A 14100-nucleotide genomic window follows, 5' to 3' on the forward strand; every position below is an offset into this window, starting at 1 on the left:
AGCCTACTCAAAACTTCGTCACCACGCCGATGCCGATGCCCTCGAAGCCGCCCATCGCCATCAATGCGGCTGGCGCCTCATCGAGGCTGATCCTTTTGCCGACCAACAGTTCGGGCTTCAGCTTGCCGGTGCGAATCATGTCCATCATGGCGGAATAGCGGTAGGCCTGCATGCCGTGGCTGCCGAGGATTTCGAGCTCGAAGGCGATGACCTTGTCCATCGGCACTTGCGGGCGGGCATGGTCGCCCAGCATCAGCCCGACCTGAACATGGCGACCGCGCCGGCGCAGATTGGCGATCGAGTTGAAGCACGTGGTTGGATGGCCGAGCGCGTCCATCGACATATGCGCGCCGCCGTTGGTGATCTGCTTGACGGCCTTGACGACATTGGGCGTGGTCGAAGCGTTGATGGTCGCGACCGCCCCGATCCTTTTCGCAAACTCCAGCTTCTCGTCGGTGAGGTCGATGGCGATGACATTGGCGCCCATGGCGCTGGCGATCATGATCGCCGAGAGACCGACACCGCCGCAGCCATGCACCGCCACCCACTCGCCGGGCGTCACCCGGCCCTGATCGACGATGGCGCGGAAGGAGGTGACGAAGCGGCAGCCGAGGCTGGCGGCAGTGGCGAACTCCATCTCGTCCGGCAGGCGTACGAGATTGGTGTCGGCATGCTCGATGCCGACATATTCGGCGAACGAGCCCCACCCCGTGAAGCCAGGTTGGGTCTGGTGCTCGCAGACCTGATGGTTGCCGGAGTTGCATTCGAAGCAGCGGCCGCAGCCGACGGCGAAAGGCACGGTGACGCGGTCGCCGGCCTTCCAGCGGCTCACCTGCTTGCCGGCGGCGACGACGACGCCCGCCAGTTCATGGCCGGGGACATGCGGCAGCGTGATGCCGTCGTCATGACCCATCCAGCCATGCCAGTCGCTGCGGCAAAGACCGGTCGCCTCGACCTTGATGACGACGCCATCCCCCGCCGGCTTGGGGTCAGGCACGGTCTGGATTGTTGGCGCTTCGCCGAATTTTTCGAAGACGACAGCTTTCATGGGAGTGCTTTCTATCCAGTTCAAAGGCAGTACGGTTTTGGGTAGTAGGTCCCAAGCTAAGTCGGCAATGGTGGTTGGTCGAGCAATGGTTGCCGCTCGCAAAACCACTCGCCGGCTTCGGCATCCCATGGCCAAACACCGGAGGTTGTCGGAAAGATAAGCTGCATAATCCGGAAAACGGGCCCGTCGTAAAACCATAGGTCCCAACCGAAAAGGTCGGGATGGACCGCACCGAATTGACAGTCGAAGCCACCTCCCAGGAAACCCGGCGCCCGCTCTCCAACGTTGAACCTCTCGCCGCTGCGCACTCGTCGGCAATACTCGTTGCTGATGGTCTGCGAAAGCTCCGGCTTGAGCCCGATGACGACCAGCTCAGGGGCTTTGAAATTGTACTCTATCCCCACCGAGTAAGCGAATGGCGGGTGCTCGTCGTCCTCCAGCACGTAGAGGATATGACAGCCATACTCCTCGATATCGGCGAGCGTCTTAGCCTCGTCGGGATCCCTTGCTTCTCTATTCGGCATCGATCTGGTTCTGCGGCGCAGCCTTCTGGAACGCCGGCAGCGCCATGCAGGCGGCGTGGATGCGCGAGATCACCGGATAGGCCGCCATGTCGACGCCGAAGCGGGCATTGTTGGTGACCTGCGCGGCGAGGCAGATATCGGCGAGCCCCGGTGTATCTCCATGGCAGAACCTGCCGGTCTCGGGCGAGGCGGCCAGAATCTTTTCAAGCGGCTGGAAACCTTCATTCACCCAATGCCGGAACCAGTTGACGACATCCTCGTCGCCGGCGCCGAACAAGGTGCGCAGCGAGGTGAGCACGCGCAGATTGTTCACCGGATGGATGTCGCAGGCGATCATCTGCGCCAGCATCCGGACCCTGGCGCGTCCCAGCGCATCCTTGGGCAACAACGGCGGCTCGGGCTCGATCTCGTCGAGATATTCGATGATCGCCAGCGACTGGGTTAAAAGCGTTCCGTCGTCGAGCACCAGCGCCGGCACCAACCCTTGCGGATTGACCGCGAGATAGGCGGGCTCGAGATGCTCGCCATGGCGCAGATGGTGGGGCACATAGGTGTAGGTACGCCCCTTCATCTCCAGCGCGATCCGCACCCGGTATGAGGTGGAGGATCGATAATAGTTATGGAGGACGAGGTCGCTCATCGCCTCGGCTGCCCGATGGTGACCTCGACGGCGCCGATGCCGTCGACGCCACCAGTGATCTTGTCGCCCGCCTGAACCGCGCCAACGCCGGCCGGCGTGCCGGTGAAGATCAGGTCGCCGGGCTGGAGCTCGACCGACTCGCTGCAGATCGAGACGACATCGGCGACGGGCCAGATCAGCTCGGCGAGGTCGCCGTCCTGTTTTACGTCACCGTTTACAGCGAGCCAGATGCGACCCGTTTCGGGATGGCCAGACCTTGCGACCGGAAGCAGCGGGCCGCAAGGCGCGGAGAAGTCGAAGGCCTTCGACCAGTCCCAGGGGCGGGCCGCTTTCTTCGCCTGGTCCTGCAGGTCGCGGCGAGTGAGGTCCACGCCGACGCCATAGCCCCAGACATGCGCGAGCGCCTCGGTGCGAGGGATGCGGAAGCCGGCCTTGCCGATCGCCACGACCAGCTCGATCTCGTGGTGGAGATTGCCAGTCAGCGGCGGGTAGGGGATCTCGGCGCCGCTGTCGACCACGGCGTCGGCCGGCTTGGTGAAGAAGAAGGGCGGATCGCGCTCGTCATTGCCGAGTTCTCGCGCATGCGCCGCGTAGTTGCGGCCAACGCAGAAGATGCGGCGCACGGCAAACCGTTCCGCCGAGCCGGTCACCGCGACCGAAGCGATCGCGGGCGGAGGGAGGACGAAGTCTGCCATAAGCGGTCTCTGCGTTGGATTATGAAATCGATCCGCACATTCGGCCGATTTCGGCAGGCGGGCAAGGCATTAGGCCACGAAACATTGCCCACTATGCCGGCTTCACCAAGCGGCGGCAGGATCCGCCGCGGCCCCTTTTTCTTTTGTGTTCGCAATCGGTTGGCAGGAACTGCCTGTGAATTCGCTGCTTCGCACTTGCACAAGATTATCCCGCACTGCAAAATAACTGCGGCGGGGAAAACGAAGCGGTTCCAGGCACGGCTATGCCGGGACCTCGAGTTGCGAGGGACGGGCATGACCGACATCTCCGCGACGGCCGGCGTCCTGCCGCGGGCCGCAGCCGACAAGGCGGCACGGGCAAGGCTGGCCTATCTCGACGGCTGGCGCGGCCTGTCGATCGCCTTCGTGCTGATCGGCCATTTCTTTCCGATTCGCGGCATCAATCTCGGCGTGCTCGGCGTCGAGTTCTTCTTCGTGCTGAGCGGCCGGCTGATGGGGGAAATCCTGTTCGTCGAGCGCTTTCCGCTGAAGAACTTCTTCAAGCGCCGGTTCGCCCGCGTCTATCCAGCCCTGCTGGTGTTCGTGGTTGCCGTCATGATCGGGCTCTCCGGCACCTTCATTGCCTTCAAATGGAAGGCGGCGCTTACCGCGCTGACATTCACCTACAACTATGCCGGCATTCTCATCAATCGCGCGGGCGCGCTCGACCATATCTGGTCGCTTGCCATCGAGGAGCATTCTTATGTCATCCTGGCGCTGATCAGCGTGGCGGTTTCCAGGCGCGCGAATGTCGTGCGCCTGCTTGTCATGCTGTCGCTGCTCGCTATGGCCAACGGCGCTATTTCCTACTGGGTCTTCGGCATGGACTACGAAACCAGCTATTGGCGAACCGACGTGCATATCGCCTCGATCCTGCTGTCGGCGGCGATCTGCCTGCTCAAGGCCGATGGACACCTGCCGGCATTCCTCAGGAGCCGGCATCTGGCGCTGGCGGCCGCGGTGGGGGGAATCTTGCTGTTCCTCGATCCGGTGCCGACGCCCTTGCACTATCTGCTGGGCGTGCCGCTGCTGGCGCTCGCCGTCAACACGCTCGACTTCGCCGGCGGCTATCTGACCGGCCTACTGTCATCGCGGCCGATGGTGATGCTGGGGCTGTGGTCCTACTCGCTCTATCTGTGGCAGCAGCCCTTCTACAAATTCGTCTATGACCGCGACGTGGCGCCGATCCCGATGCTGGCCGCGGTCTTCGCCTGCGCCCTGGCGAGCTACTACATCGTCGAGAAACCGGCGCGCGGCTGGCTCAACCGCAATTGGTGAGGAGGTCAGGCCTTGCCGGTTTTTTGTGCGGCGAGATAGCGCCGAAGCCCGGCTTCGCCGCGAGGTGTGGTCCAGCGGTGATTCCACGCGAAAGCCGGCCTCAGCAAGGGTGCCAGGAGTTTGAGGATCGGCCTCTCCACGATGACCTGCCAGGTGAGCTTCACATGCGTTCCGCTTCCGGCTGGCGACAGCTCAGCCCGCCACAGGCCGTCGAAATCGCCGAAGGTCTTCACCACCACCAGCCGGCCAGGATCGAGCTCCGCGGCCTCGATGATGAAGTTCAGCTCGTAGGGCAGGGCGCCTCGCGCCCTGGCTCTTGCCCGTGACCCGACGACGGCCTTGCCTTTCTTGTCGAGCGGCTCGACTTCCTTGTAGGCGTCGCCCCACCAGAGCGGCAGCAACTCGGCGTCGGACAGAACGTCCCACACTTCCTGCGGCGTGGCATCGGGAATGTTCCAACTCTCGTCGAAGCGGAAGACGTTGCTTGGCATGATGTCACGCCCCCGGCACGCGAAGACGATACATCAGCTGCAGCTTCTGTTTGTGGCCAGTGCGGCGGCCGCATGAGACCTTGTTTGGCTCATGGTTGAAGCCTCTGGCTTCCAGGGCCATGCGCTAGTCGATCGGCTTGGCGTAGTAGCGCACCGACTTCCTGCCGCCGTGGATCACGGCATCGCCGACCTCGCCAAAGCCGAGCGCCGCGTGAAAGGCATCCGATGTGGGGTTCGGGGGATCGGCATTGACCTCGCAGGTTACGATCGTGTGGCATGCGCGCCTGACATGCTCGAACAGATCCTCGTAGAGACGGCGGGCATGGCCGCGGCCGCGCGCTTCGGCCGCGACCACCACCCGGTCGACATAGACGAAGCGGGAGTAGCGCTCACGAAACCAGAGGAAGTTCGGGCTTTCGTAGCTGGCATCCTGATCGAAGCACATGATGAAGGCTTCGAGCGCCCCGATGCGGCGCGTGTAGAAAGCCTGCCCGATCAGGAATGACAGGCGCTCCGGCTCAAGCCAGGACAACTCGGCGGCATGCTCGTTGTTGAGAGCGAGAATGGCGGCCTCGTCGGCAGGCGAAACGCGGTCGATCGGCGAGCGAGCTTTCGACATCGTCACTTCCCGCATCAGACCCTCGCGGCCGCGATCGTTGCCGCCGCCAAGTCCTGGTCGGTCACCGTGTTGCGGTACTCGCGATCGAGATCGGTGCCGCCCATGCCGACATGCGGGTTGCGGTAGCGCATGGCGCTCGGCACGTCGGCAAGCGCGGCGAAATGCATCTCGGTCAGTCCGGTTTGCCGGCGAACCTCGCCGATATTGTCGGGCGCCAGCCCGCCGCAGCCGAGGATGATGATGCGTGCGCCGGCCTGGCGAACCAAGCGCGCGAGCAGATCGACGCCCTCCAGCGCCGTGTCGCGTTGCCCGCTGGTCAGCACGCGGCCGACCTTGCAGCGGATCAGCGCTTCGAGCGCCTCGGCCGGGTCACGCGTCATGTCGAAGGCGCGGTGGCAGGTGACATTGAGGGGACCGGCGGCGCGCACCAGTTCGCTCATTCTCGCTTCATCGATTGCGCCGTCAGCGGTCAGGCAGCCGACGACGATGCCGGCCACGCCGAGATCGCGCAGCGCGCCGATATCGGCCAGCATCGATTGGTATTCCGCCTCGCTGTAGAGAAAATCGCCGCCGCGCGGGCGTACGATAACATGAAACGGGATGGTCGCACGTTCGAGGGCTACGCGCACCGTGCCGAGGCTCGGCGTAATGCCGCCTTCGACGAGGCTGGCGCAAAGCTCGACCCGGTCGGCGCCGGCGGCCTGCGCGGCAAGCAGCCCGTCAATGCCTTCGACGCAGAGTTCGATCAGGGGCCTTTGAGCGGCGGTCACCATCATCCATCCATGTTGAAGAGAAAGCGCAGCCCTAGCATTGGGGCGATCGAGGCGAAAGCCGCATCAATCGGTCCAGCAAGCGAAGCGGTCACTTTGCGCTTCCGGTTTTGTTCGGCGCGCAGTTATTGATTGCTCAAGACTTGGAGCGCCCGCCCTACCGCGGAACAGCTGAGCCCCGTTGCCTCGCTACTGCTTCAGGATTGTGTTCTTGGCGCCTTGTTCGACCTGGTCGATCACCAGCAGCTTCACCGGATCGCTGCCGATATTGGTCGCCTGATGCCACTGGCCGATCATCTCGACGATGAAATCGCCGGTCTTGTAAGTGTTGCTGCTGCCGGTCTCGACATTGGTGACCTTGAGGGTGCCTGCCTCGACATAGGCATAGCGCGGGAAGGGATGTTTGTGCACCGGCAGCGTCGCGCCGGGCGCGATCTGATAGGCTGAGACCTGGACTGCGGCAGCTTGATCGGCTGGCCGGATGCCGTCGTCGTCTTCGACGCCAATGGCGTCACGACAACAGGTGTGGCCGAACTGTCCAGAGCGTCGGCGGTGGTTGCATAAAAAGCGGCCGCCAGCAGCAGCGCCGATGCCGGAATGTTTCGCACGATTTCCTCCCGAAATGATCGGCAAAATCGCCTAAGCGCTGTCGACTCGCAAGGAGAAAGGATTTTGGGCTTCCCGGGCTGTATGAACTATCAGCTGCCAGGTCCTTCAAATCTGCCCCCCACTTGGGTGCTGCCGCACCCAGTCCCTTGATAGACCGGAATCATCCCCTAGTTAGTTTCCCTGGCGTAGTCGCGAGTTGCCTGGGGGTGCTGCGCCGTTCTGACGGCATGCGGCGGAAGGACGGCCGGCCGAAGCGCCTTTGGAGGGTGCCGTGCGTCAATATCTGGGATCCAGCTTGGTCCGTTTCGCGTTCGCGTGCTCTGTCGCGATAGCTTGCGCGGGAGCCGCGGCCGCCGGCGAGCGCGGCCAAGGTCATAACGCTGGTGGCGATCACGGGAATAACGGAGGTCATGGCGCTGGCAGCAACAACGGTCAGCACAACGGAACTAGCGGCGATCCCGGTGGCTCCGGCGGCAGTCCGCCGTCTGACCCACCGTCCCCACCGTCTAACGATGACGGAAGCAGCCCCACCACAACCGGGTCAGTGACGTCAAGGGCGGGCGTAGCCGGCAACGGCGGAAGGTCGCTCGACCTTCCGCCCGCCCTGCTGCCCTTCGAAGACAGCGCCATTCCACTGGCAGTCCATCCAATCGAAGTGCTGCCGGGTGTCCCGGACAACATCGTTCGTGCCTGCCGTGAGGCAATCGAGCAGGCCGCAGCTCAGTTTGGCGCGACCAGTGTGCGCGTCAGCAGTGCAGGTTCCGTACGGCGGTTGAGCCGACAGAGGATATCGGCTCCCGTCCAGGTCAGCATCGACTACGGATATCAAGGCGGCGTCGAGACGCGCCAGGCGCCGGTCGGCTGCGAATTGAACGCGAAAGGCAGCGTGATCGGGCTGACATAGCGCACAGTGGGAGCCCTCGCCGTAGACGTCGAGTTCATGCCGCCCAGCGGCAGATTTTCCAGGGCAGTCGTTCCAGCTCAGTCCAACGTCGAGTGGCTTGGCCGGAGGGAAAACGGAAGCGTAATGGCACGCACACGGATTTCGCGCGACGGTTTGCGAACCTTGCTGGACGTAGTCTTCTTTTGGCTGACAGCTTTCGTCTGGCCTGCGCCGGCCGATGCGCGGCCAGTGCGCGGCTTCAGCGGCGGCTCTATCTGAGCGTCGCGGCGCTGAGCCCGAAGCTTATCATTATCGGCACGTGCGGCGGCCAGCTCGCGGGCGAAAGAAACCGTCGCTTCACGTTGCTTGTCCAGAGCCTCCTTCAGCCTCATGGCGGCCTGTCCCAAAAGTTGGCGGGCTGTGTCACGCTCGAGGCGGGCTTTGTTGAGGTTCTCTCCGACCGACACTGCTGAAGCGCGTTCGCTCTCCAGCGCCTGCGCCGTCTCGCTAACAGTCTGCTCCGCATGTTGCTTCGCTGCGACAGCCCTGCCTCGCTCCTGCAACGCCGCGTCGCGTTCCAGCCGGGCCTTGTCGAGGTCCTCACGGGCCGCGACTGCCGAAGCGCGTTCGCGCTCCAGCGCCTGCGCTGTTTCAGTTGCAGCCTGCTCGGCATGCACTTTCGCCGTGACAGCCTTAGCTCGCTCCTGCTCAGCCGCGTCGCGCTCGAGGCGGGCTCTGTTGACGTCCTCTTGGGCCGATATTGCTGAAGCGCGTTCGCGTTCCAGAGTCTGCGCCGTCTCGGCGGCAGTCCGCTCGGCACGCTCTTTGGCTAAGACGGCGTTGGCTCGCTCCTGTTCGGCCGCGTCGCGCTCGAGCCGGGCTTTGTCGAGGTCCGCACGGGCCGCGACTGCTGAAGCCTGTTCCCGTGCCAATGCCTGCGCCGTCTCGGCAGCAGTCTGCTCAACCCTTGCTCGCGTCGCGGCGGCACCGGTCCGTTCCCGCTCAGCCGTGTCCGCGATCGCGGCCTTGGACTGCTCCATTTCAGCGATGTCGGCACGAAGGTCCTCCGACTTCCGGCGCTCCTCGTCAAGCATTCCGCTCGCTTGCGCCAGCGAAGCCTCGGCTTTGGCGCGATCCCCGGCGGCTTTGGCTTCCAGCTGTTCAATTTGCGCTCGCGCTTGCGCTAGGTCGCGCGCCATCTGTTCGGTTCGCTCCCGTTCGAGGCGAGCAGCGGGCATCTGTATAAAGACATGGTCAATGGTTTCGCTGATCCGCGCGCGGATATCTTGCGCAATCCACCGCAATGCCTCGAGCGTGCGGGCTGCCACAAGTTCGTTGCGCAAACGCTCCTCGCTGGCGTCGTCCGCGGCTGCCATGCTTGTCTTCAGCACCTCGATCTGCTTGCGCGTCTCAGCGAGCGCACTCTCCAGAGCGGCACTCCTGGCGCGCTCCTCCTCCATCGCTCGGTGCTCTTGGCCAGCCAATTCCGTTGCAGCTGCTGCCTGAGCACGAGCTGCCTCGACCTGTGCTTCGGCAGCGTTGAGATCCGGTTTGGGCAATTCGCCGTTCGTGGGTGCGTCGGTTGATGCCGTGCTGGCAGGAATCTCCAAAGGGCGTGAAAGATCGGGAAGGGAGTAGCTATCGGCCCGCGAAACAGCGGGGGCGCTTTCGACCGGCTTTTGTTTCGTCAACGCATAGCCAAGCGGCACGGCCAGACAAATTGCGGCGACGCTCAAGCGTAACAAGGGGCTCGTCGGCCTGCGAACACGGGGAGGTAAGGCCATGGCGAAGCTTGTCGCCGGAGCGAAAGCATCGGGCAGGTCCTCGCGCGAGTTCTCGCCCGCTTCGGGCGTCGTGTTGAGATAATCCTTTCGCACCCCGGACTTACCGGAGTTTAGACCCTGAACATCCGGGGCCGGGGGCACGGCGGCCCGGGAAGAAGCCGGCTTGGCTGCAAGATTGCGTGGGCGATCCCAGGCCCAAGAAGCCTCATCGAGGGGAATAGGCGTGCTTTCGCTCAGGTAGCCATACTGGTGACGCCGTCTCGCTGCGATGAGGATACGCCGGACCACAAGGAAGAAGCCTACCAATACAAATATTGTCATCCCGCCCAGGAGAGCGAGACCTGTGTCGTCTGCGTAAAACCCGGCAAGATCTGACATCGCCGTACCTGCGCGGTTTCCGATGTAACTTTAAGCTCGTGAAGCGGTGTGTGGCTCCTCGCCCTGGCTAACTTTGCTGCCTGCCTTCGAAGCTGTCACCGCTTCGGCCCCAGTACTGGGGGAATTTTGTCGATGCATGGCTGGGCGCCGGTCGAAAGCCAGCTCGCGCCTCTCCATCCTCAACGTCCCGGGAAGTTCTCCCACGGTGCGCGCCATGCCACCATTTCGGAGTCTGGACGCTCCATCGTAAAGCTAGGTCACAGACCTCGGTGGTCAACCATCCTGGGCGACAGTTCGGCCATGCAAAATGGCCATCGCGGTGCCGGCACGAGCGCCAAGACTCCCGCGGCTACCTCATCAAGCTCGACGAACTGGTGACGATCCCGAAATCGGCAGGCCATTTGGTCCTGCTGCCGAGAGAGGATCTGGCACTTGGCGGATCTCAGTAGATCGTCATGAGGATCGGCAGGTAACTGCCTGCTCGCAGTTGTTCGATTGCTTCAATGGCGGGAAAGGCTGCGGGGAAGTACAGTCCATCCTGGAAGTTGCGCTTGAGCGCTTTCGGGGAGAAGACAACTTCGGCAGAGTCCGTATATTGGGACAGTTTCGGCCAGAACAGCGGCGTATAGCGCGCATAGGAATCGTATTGCGAGCCGAAGATCGTCTTCAGGTGTTCGGCCTCCTTGGCTGCCGTGATGACCAAGATCCAATAGCTGAAAAATCCCAGCGCCAGAGCGACGGCGATCGATCCATGGATCAATCCGATCCCAGCTGCTCCAAGCGTAGAAAAGAGATAGAGCGGGTTTCTGGTCAACGAGTAGGGGCCGGAGGTAATCAACTCCAGATTCTTCTTTGAACCGATATAGAGAATGCTCCACATCCTGCCAACGAAGCAGGTGAGGACCAGGCCGAGACCCGCCATCTGGATCAGTTCATGTACGCCCCCACCCAATCCGGGGTGCGAAAACAGGATAACAGTTGCAGCAACCAGCCCCGCTGCCCGAGCGGCGTTTATCCGCATCCTTTGATTGACTGGTTGAACTCTCATCGAGGCCCCCGGGAATGAAGAGGCCGCGTTTCTGGGCTCCGCATTTTGACGGCACCCCCCGATATGCGGCTCGCTTGCGCTTGCCAGGCTTTGCTGGCTGTGCGGTTGAACAGGAGGGGTATCGATCATTGGATCGTCTCCTCGGTAAGCTGAAGGAAGACGTCCTGGAGCCGCCCGCCCTCGGCCTCGAAGGCGAGGATCGGCATCTCGGCGCGGATCAGGACGTTCGGGATTTCGTTGTTGAGATGGCGGTTTTGAGGTGTTTTGGTCGGATCAAGAAGTTCGACGCGCAGCCAGCCCGCGTCTCCATTGACAAAATGTCCCGTGACAGGCTGCAGAATGGTCGTCAGGATGCGGGTGGAGGTCGCTTCTGTGTCGATCGTTCCCCCTGCGCGCCGGCCGGGTTCTTGGCTTCCTCGGCCCAAACGGCGCTGCAGGCAAAACGCCTTTCGTGACCAATAGGACTTGTTAGGGTCTTCGGGCGCGAAGACGTGAGCAGATGAGCCGGGCGCTACGGCGACACTTCCGCGAGACATTCAGTGCAGGCTCCCTGGTGCCTGCCAGCACGCTTTCAGGTTGACGCGCCTATTTATCGCTGCGGTCGTTAGGCTTTACGATTCGGCAGTTGAGCTGACTCGCTTGCGACGGGATTACCCCTTTTTGCGAAGGGGCCTCGTCCGTGATGTCCGACATCAACGCCAGAGTGGGCTTAACTGAGAGAGCGAGATTTCGGCTCATCATAGCGCTTGAAGGAAGTCGTCGCCGAGCAGGCGCTGGAGCTGCGGCTGCAAAAAGGCATGATCGCGACGGGAGCGACGACGGTCCCGGAACGGCGCCACCTCCCGCTCGGGACGTCCGGAACTTCGCATGAGCCGCTACGGCTTTCGGTTAGGCCGGCAAAGCCGTTTTGGGCTATCGGTCCGCCGGCGCGCTTTGTCCTATCTTGGGTTTCCAACGTCGGGCAACGGTCGCACTGGCTCCCTTAGCCAGCCTACGCTCCGCTGGCGCGGCGGGTCGGTTGCGCAACACTTGTCAACTTGATGGGTCGCAGTGCTGCAGGCGAAGCTCGCGCAAATACGTACAAACCGCACACCGCCAGCAGAGCCATAAGCAAGGAGTACGCGAACTCGGCCCCCGGCAGAGGCGGCAAGCGGCACTGCGTGCTTGTCTGGTCGACTCCAGTGTTGGTGCTCCGATGAGATCATATGAAGGAGGTCTCCCATGAAACCTGCTGGTTACTACCTAGCGCCCGGCGCGTTCGTCCTCGTGCTTGCCGGGGCGACCGGCGCGTCGGCCGCGGAACAGCCGATCGCCTGCAAGAAGGTGCCGTTGGTGGTGCGGGACAGGTTCCACAAGGATTTTCCCGTCGCTAAGGTCAAGGCATGCGCCCGCGAGGTCGAGAACGGAGAACTGGTTTTCGAGATAGCAAGCGTCGAGGGCGCAATGACGCGCGATGTGCTCTACCATCAAGACGGTAAGGTCATCGTCGTCGAGGAATCAATTCCGATGGAAGCGGTGCCTCAATCGGTGCGTGCGGCCGTTGATACGAAATTCGCAGGTGGAAAGATCAAGCTTGCGGAGAAGCTGATGCGCGACGGCAAGGTGAGTTACGAGTTCCAGATAAGCTACAAGGGCAAGAACGTTCAGCCCGTCTTCGATCCGGATGGAAAGGAAGTGAAGGGCTGATGGGCGAAACTCTTGCACTGAAGGGTCGCTGACATAGCTTCAATCAGCCTGAGAGAAGAAACAAGTCCGGCGCAGGCAGACGGGCTTGCGGACCTCACTCGAGTTCAGCAGAAGGCAGCCGTCAACAAGCGCCGGACATTCGGACGGTCGAACCTACCTGCCTAACTTCACGTGTCCGCCGAATTGGAGCGTCGCGCGCACACTGAAGGTGTGCGTTCTCTCGTCCTCAGCATTCTCCGCGAATGTGTAGGCGGCGCCGAGGTTCCATTTCGCCGCGCCGGACGGCGCGTCTTCTTCTTCCCCAGACGCATAAATTACTTCGAAATCCGCCAATTGCTCGCGGGTGTCCGGACCGTCGGCGACAAGGTTCCGCTGATGCGTGTAGGTGGCTATGTAGGTCATAGGTTGCACTTCCAGCGCGACAGATCCGGTGAGAAGCAGAGCGTCGTCCGGACCGCCATCGAAATGCTTAAGGTAGGCCGATTCGCCGAGAAGCCTCAGTGTGTTCCCGTTGAGGTCGAAGCTTCCAGTGGCGGCAGCAAGGTAGGCCAATTCATTGCCGGTCCCCGGCAGCGGTTCCTCTTCTTCTTCCTCCTCCTCCCCTGTGTCGGCGGAGAGCCCGGGCTTCTGGTATCGGATGCCAAGGCGATAGCCAAATTCACCGTCCTTGTAACAATCGCCCTTTTCTGCGCCTTTGCAGCCATCAAGGGTAACCGAGAATGAGGATAAACCGGTGGTGTTGCCGGCACCGCCATCCGCCAGCGTGAGCCGTCCACGGTTGGTAAAGAGCGACTCGCTGAGGAACGTCCGGTCGGTCGTGAATACCGTCGCGGCCAGGGCATGGTTCAGCCCAAAGCCCTCGAAGCCAACAACAGCTTCGCCACCCAGACGTTCGTCAGCGTCAAAAACAGACGCCAGATCCGGGGCGTGTATCCCCGGCAGGGCTTCGCTGGCCAGGCTGAACACCGTGTCGAACTTTCCGGCCCTCACGGTCAGGGGATCGACCTTAGCGAGGGCGTAGAGCTCACCGACATAGGTGCCGATCCCTTGAAAGGCCGCATCCTCCCCGGGTTCCGGGTCGACCACGGGCTCGGTAATGATGGCGCTCACGAACCGAAGATAATCCGTCGGCGCGTAGAAAAGATCGAGCTCCAACTTCGGAAAGAACACATCGGATCTCAGGAAAGACGGATGTGCGCCAAATATCCAGTCGTTCTGCAGCTCCGCGGTAGCCTCGTACCCCGCGCAGGGCGCAGCGCATTCTTCGGCCAGAGCCGGTATCGTTTCTTCGGCCAGAGCCCGCTCGTGCTCCTCCGCCAGTGCCGAAGCCGAAGAGTACAGCAGCCCTATGCCACTAAGTGCTAAGATAAAAAGGCGAATGACCGGCGAGCCCCCATGAGATGCACCACGCGTCGATGATATCCGATGGTTCCACTGTGGCAACTGCGATTTCGTCATTTTGTCCCTTACAAACGCGACTTGTCTCATACAAACGCAAACGTGTCGCATCTCTACAACACTGCTTCGCTGTTCCGCGCCCGGTACGCTCCCCCGAGGACCGCCGGCGCAGCAAATTGGCGGTCCTCGGGGGAGCGTACCGGGCTGTCT

At 62.4% G+C, this 14100-nt stretch carries 14 protein-coding genes and 1 pseudogene; 3 read left to right on the forward strand and 12 right to left on the reverse strand.

The genetic code is table 11. From position 1 onward, the window contains the following. Nucleotides 1-7: 7 nt before the first annotated feature. From EOA79_RS12570 to EOA79_RS12585, 4 genes are read right to left on the reverse strand one after another with little or no spacing between them, the layout of a single operon-like run. The gene (locus EOA79_RS12570; RefSeq protein WP_067329463.1) at nucleotides 8-1048 is read right to left on the reverse strand and encodes a zinc-dependent alcohol dehydrogenase family protein; all 1041 of its coding nucleotides are present in this window, start codon (nucleotides 1046-1048) and stop codon (nucleotides 8-10) included. 56 nt (nucleotides 1049-1104) lie between these two features. After that, nucleotides 1105-1572: a DUF4262 domain-containing protein gene (locus EOA79_RS12575; protein WP_095825633.1), complete on the reverse strand. Its 468-nt coding sequence runs from the start codon at nucleotides 1570-1572 to the stop codon at nucleotides 1105-1107. Then, nucleotides 1562-2212 (reverse strand): maleylacetoacetate isomerase, encoded by a 651-nt coding sequence (gene maiA / locus EOA79_RS12580; protein WP_095825632.1) that lies wholly within the window; start codon nucleotides 2210-2212, stop codon nucleotides 1562-1564. Before maiA ends, EOA79_RS12575 begins: the two co-directional genes overlap by 11 nt. Continuing rightward, complete coding sequence (locus tag EOA79_RS12585; protein WP_095825631.1) at nucleotides 2209-2907, reverse strand: fumarylacetoacetate hydrolase family protein; 699 nt, start codon at nucleotides 2905-2907, stop codon at nucleotides 2209-2211. Before EOA79_RS12585 ends, maiA begins: the two co-directional genes overlap by 4 nt. A gap of 294 nt (nucleotides 2908-3201) precedes the next feature. Here EOA79_RS12585 and EOA79_RS12590 point away from each other — a divergent pair, with 294 nt between their 5' ends. Further along, nucleotides 3202-4224 carry an acyltransferase gene (locus EOA79_RS12590; RefSeq protein WP_095825630.1) on the forward strand — a complete coding sequence of 341 codons (1023 nt, stop codon included), beginning with the start codon at nucleotides 3202-3204 and terminating at the stop codon, nucleotides 4222-4224. A gap of 5 nt (nucleotides 4225-4229) precedes the next feature. On the opposite strand, the gene EOA79_RS12595 is transcribed toward EOA79_RS12590, so the two are convergent. The 4 genes and pseudogenes from EOA79_RS12595 to EOA79_RS12610 all read right to left on the reverse strand — a co-directional run bounded on the left by EOA79_RS12595 (nucleotide 4230) and on the right by EOA79_RS12610 (nucleotide 6712). Then, nucleotides 4230-4715, reverse strand: a complete 486-nt coding sequence (locus EOA79_RS12595; RefSeq protein ID WP_095801896.1) for an SRPBCC family protein — start codon at nucleotides 4713-4715, stop codon at nucleotides 4230-4232. Nucleotides 4716-4839: 124 nt separating this feature from the next. Further along, the gene (locus EOA79_RS12600) at nucleotides 4840-5334 is read right to left on the reverse strand and encodes a GNAT family N-acetyltransferase (RefSeq protein ID WP_095825709.1); all 495 of its coding nucleotides are present in this window, start codon (nucleotides 5332-5334) and stop codon (nucleotides 4840-4842) included. 14 nt (nucleotides 5335-5348) lie between these two features. Then, nucleotides 5349-6110: a copper homeostasis protein CutC gene (locus EOA79_RS12605; protein ID WP_095825629.1), complete on the reverse strand. Its 762-nt coding sequence runs from the start codon at nucleotides 6108-6110 to the stop codon at nucleotides 5349-5351. Nucleotides 6111-6293: 183 nt separating this feature from the next. After that, nucleotides 6294-6712 (reverse strand): annotated as a pseudogene (locus EOA79_RS12610) (cupin domain-containing protein). A 545-nt stretch (nucleotides 6713-7257) separates the two neighbouring features. Here EOA79_RS12610 and EOA79_RS32735 point away from each other — a divergent pair. Next, nucleotides 7258-7617: a hypothetical protein gene (locus EOA79_RS32735; protein ID WP_067329484.1), complete on the forward strand. Its 360-nt coding sequence runs from the start codon at nucleotides 7258-7260 to the stop codon at nucleotides 7615-7617. A 77-nt stretch (nucleotides 7618-7694) separates the two neighbouring features. Here the strand turns inward: EOA79_RS32735 and EOA79_RS12620 are convergent, their stop codons facing one another. The 3 genes from EOA79_RS12620 to EOA79_RS12630 form a co-directional block, all read right to left on the reverse strand. Beyond that, on the reverse strand, nucleotides 7695-9473 hold the full coding sequence (locus EOA79_RS12620) for a hypothetical protein (RefSeq protein ID WP_127334831.1): 1779 nt from the start codon (nucleotides 9471-9473) through the stop codon (nucleotides 7695-7697). 727 nt (nucleotides 9474-10200) lie between these two features. Beyond that, the gene (locus EOA79_RS12625; protein ID WP_245322447.1) at nucleotides 10201-10935 is read right to left on the reverse strand and encodes an isoprenylcysteine carboxylmethyltransferase family protein; all 735 of its coding nucleotides are present in this window, start codon (nucleotides 10933-10935) and stop codon (nucleotides 10201-10203) included. Further along, nucleotides 10932-11342 (reverse strand): hypothetical protein, encoded by a 411-nt coding sequence (locus EOA79_RS12630; RefSeq protein ID WP_128293040.1) that lies wholly within the window; start codon nucleotides 11340-11342, stop codon nucleotides 10932-10934. The genes EOA79_RS12625 and EOA79_RS12630 overlap by 4 nt, the downstream gene beginning before the upstream one ends. Nucleotides 11343-12027: 685 nt before the next feature. On the opposite strand from EOA79_RS12630, the gene EOA79_RS12635 reads away from it, so the two are divergent. Continuing rightward, nucleotides 12028-12492 (forward strand): hypothetical protein, encoded by a 465-nt coding sequence (locus EOA79_RS12635; RefSeq protein ID WP_095825624.1) that lies wholly within the window; start codon nucleotides 12028-12030, stop codon nucleotides 12490-12492. Nucleotides 12493-12645: 153 nt separating this feature from the next. Here EOA79_RS12635 and EOA79_RS12640 read toward each other — a convergent pair whose 3' ends face one another. After that, on the reverse strand, nucleotides 12646-13950 hold the full coding sequence (locus EOA79_RS12640) for a hypothetical protein (protein ID WP_245322446.1): 1305 nt from the start codon (nucleotides 13948-13950) through the stop codon (nucleotides 12646-12648). Nucleotides 13951-14100: the final 150 nt, after the last annotated feature.

The organism is Mesorhizobium sp. M1A.F.Ca.IN.020.03.2.1, from assembly GCF_004023205.1.
In the GTDB taxonomy this organism is placed as follows: domain Bacteria; phylum Pseudomonadota; class Alphaproteobacteria; order Rhizobiales; family Rhizobiaceae; genus Mesorhizobium.

What these genes read in the sequence shown, in the direction of transcription:
- EOA79_RS12570 (WP_067329463.1), bottom strand. Translation starts at nt 1,048, where the DNA reads ATGAAAGCTGTCGTCTTCGAAAAATTCGGCGAAGCGCCAACAATCCAG.
- EOA79_RS12575 (WP_095825633.1), bottom strand. Translation starts at nt 1,572, where the DNA reads ATGCCGAATAGAGAAGCAAGGGATCCCGACGAGGCTAAGACGCTCGCC.
- maiA (WP_095825632.1), bottom strand. Translation starts at nt 2,212, where the DNA reads ATGAGCGACCTCGTCCTCCATAACTATTATCGATCCTCCACCTCATAC.
- EOA79_RS12585 (WP_095825631.1), bottom strand. Translation starts at nt 2,907, where the DNA reads ATGGCAGACTTCGTCCTCCCTCCGCCCGCGATCGCTTCGGTCGCGGTG.
- EOA79_RS12590 (WP_095825630.1), top strand. Translation starts at nt 3,202, where the DNA reads ATGACCGACATCTCCGCGACGGCCGGCGTCCTGCCGCGGGCCGCAGCC.
- EOA79_RS12595 (WP_095801896.1), bottom strand. Translation starts at nt 4,715, where the DNA reads ATGCCAAGCAACGTCTTCCGCTTCGACGAGAGTTGGAACATTCCCGAT.
- EOA79_RS12600 (WP_095825709.1), bottom strand. Translation starts at nt 5,334, where the DNA reads ATGTCGAAAGCTCGCTCGCCGATCGACCGCGTTTCGCCTGCCGACGAG.
- EOA79_RS12605 (WP_095825629.1), bottom strand. Translation starts at nt 6,110, where the DNA reads ATGATGGTGACCGCCGCTCAAAGGCCCCTGATCGAACTCTGCGTCGAA.
- EOA79_RS12625 (WP_245322447.1), bottom strand. Translation starts at nt 10,935, where the DNA reads ATGATCGATACCCCTCCTGTTCAACCGCACAGCCAGCAAAGCCTGGCA.
- EOA79_RS12630 (WP_128293040.1), bottom strand. Translation starts at nt 11,342, where the DNA reads ATGTCTCGCGGAAGTGTCGCCGTAGCGCCCGGCTCATCTGCTCACGTC.
- EOA79_RS12635 (WP_095825624.1), top strand. Translation starts at nt 12,028, where the DNA reads ATGAAACCTGCTGGTTACTACCTAGCGCCCGGCGCGTTCGTCCTCGTG.
- EOA79_RS12640 (WP_245322446.1), bottom strand. Translation starts at nt 13,950, where the DNA reads ATGACGAAATCGCAGTTGCCACAGTGGAACCATCGGATATCATCGACG.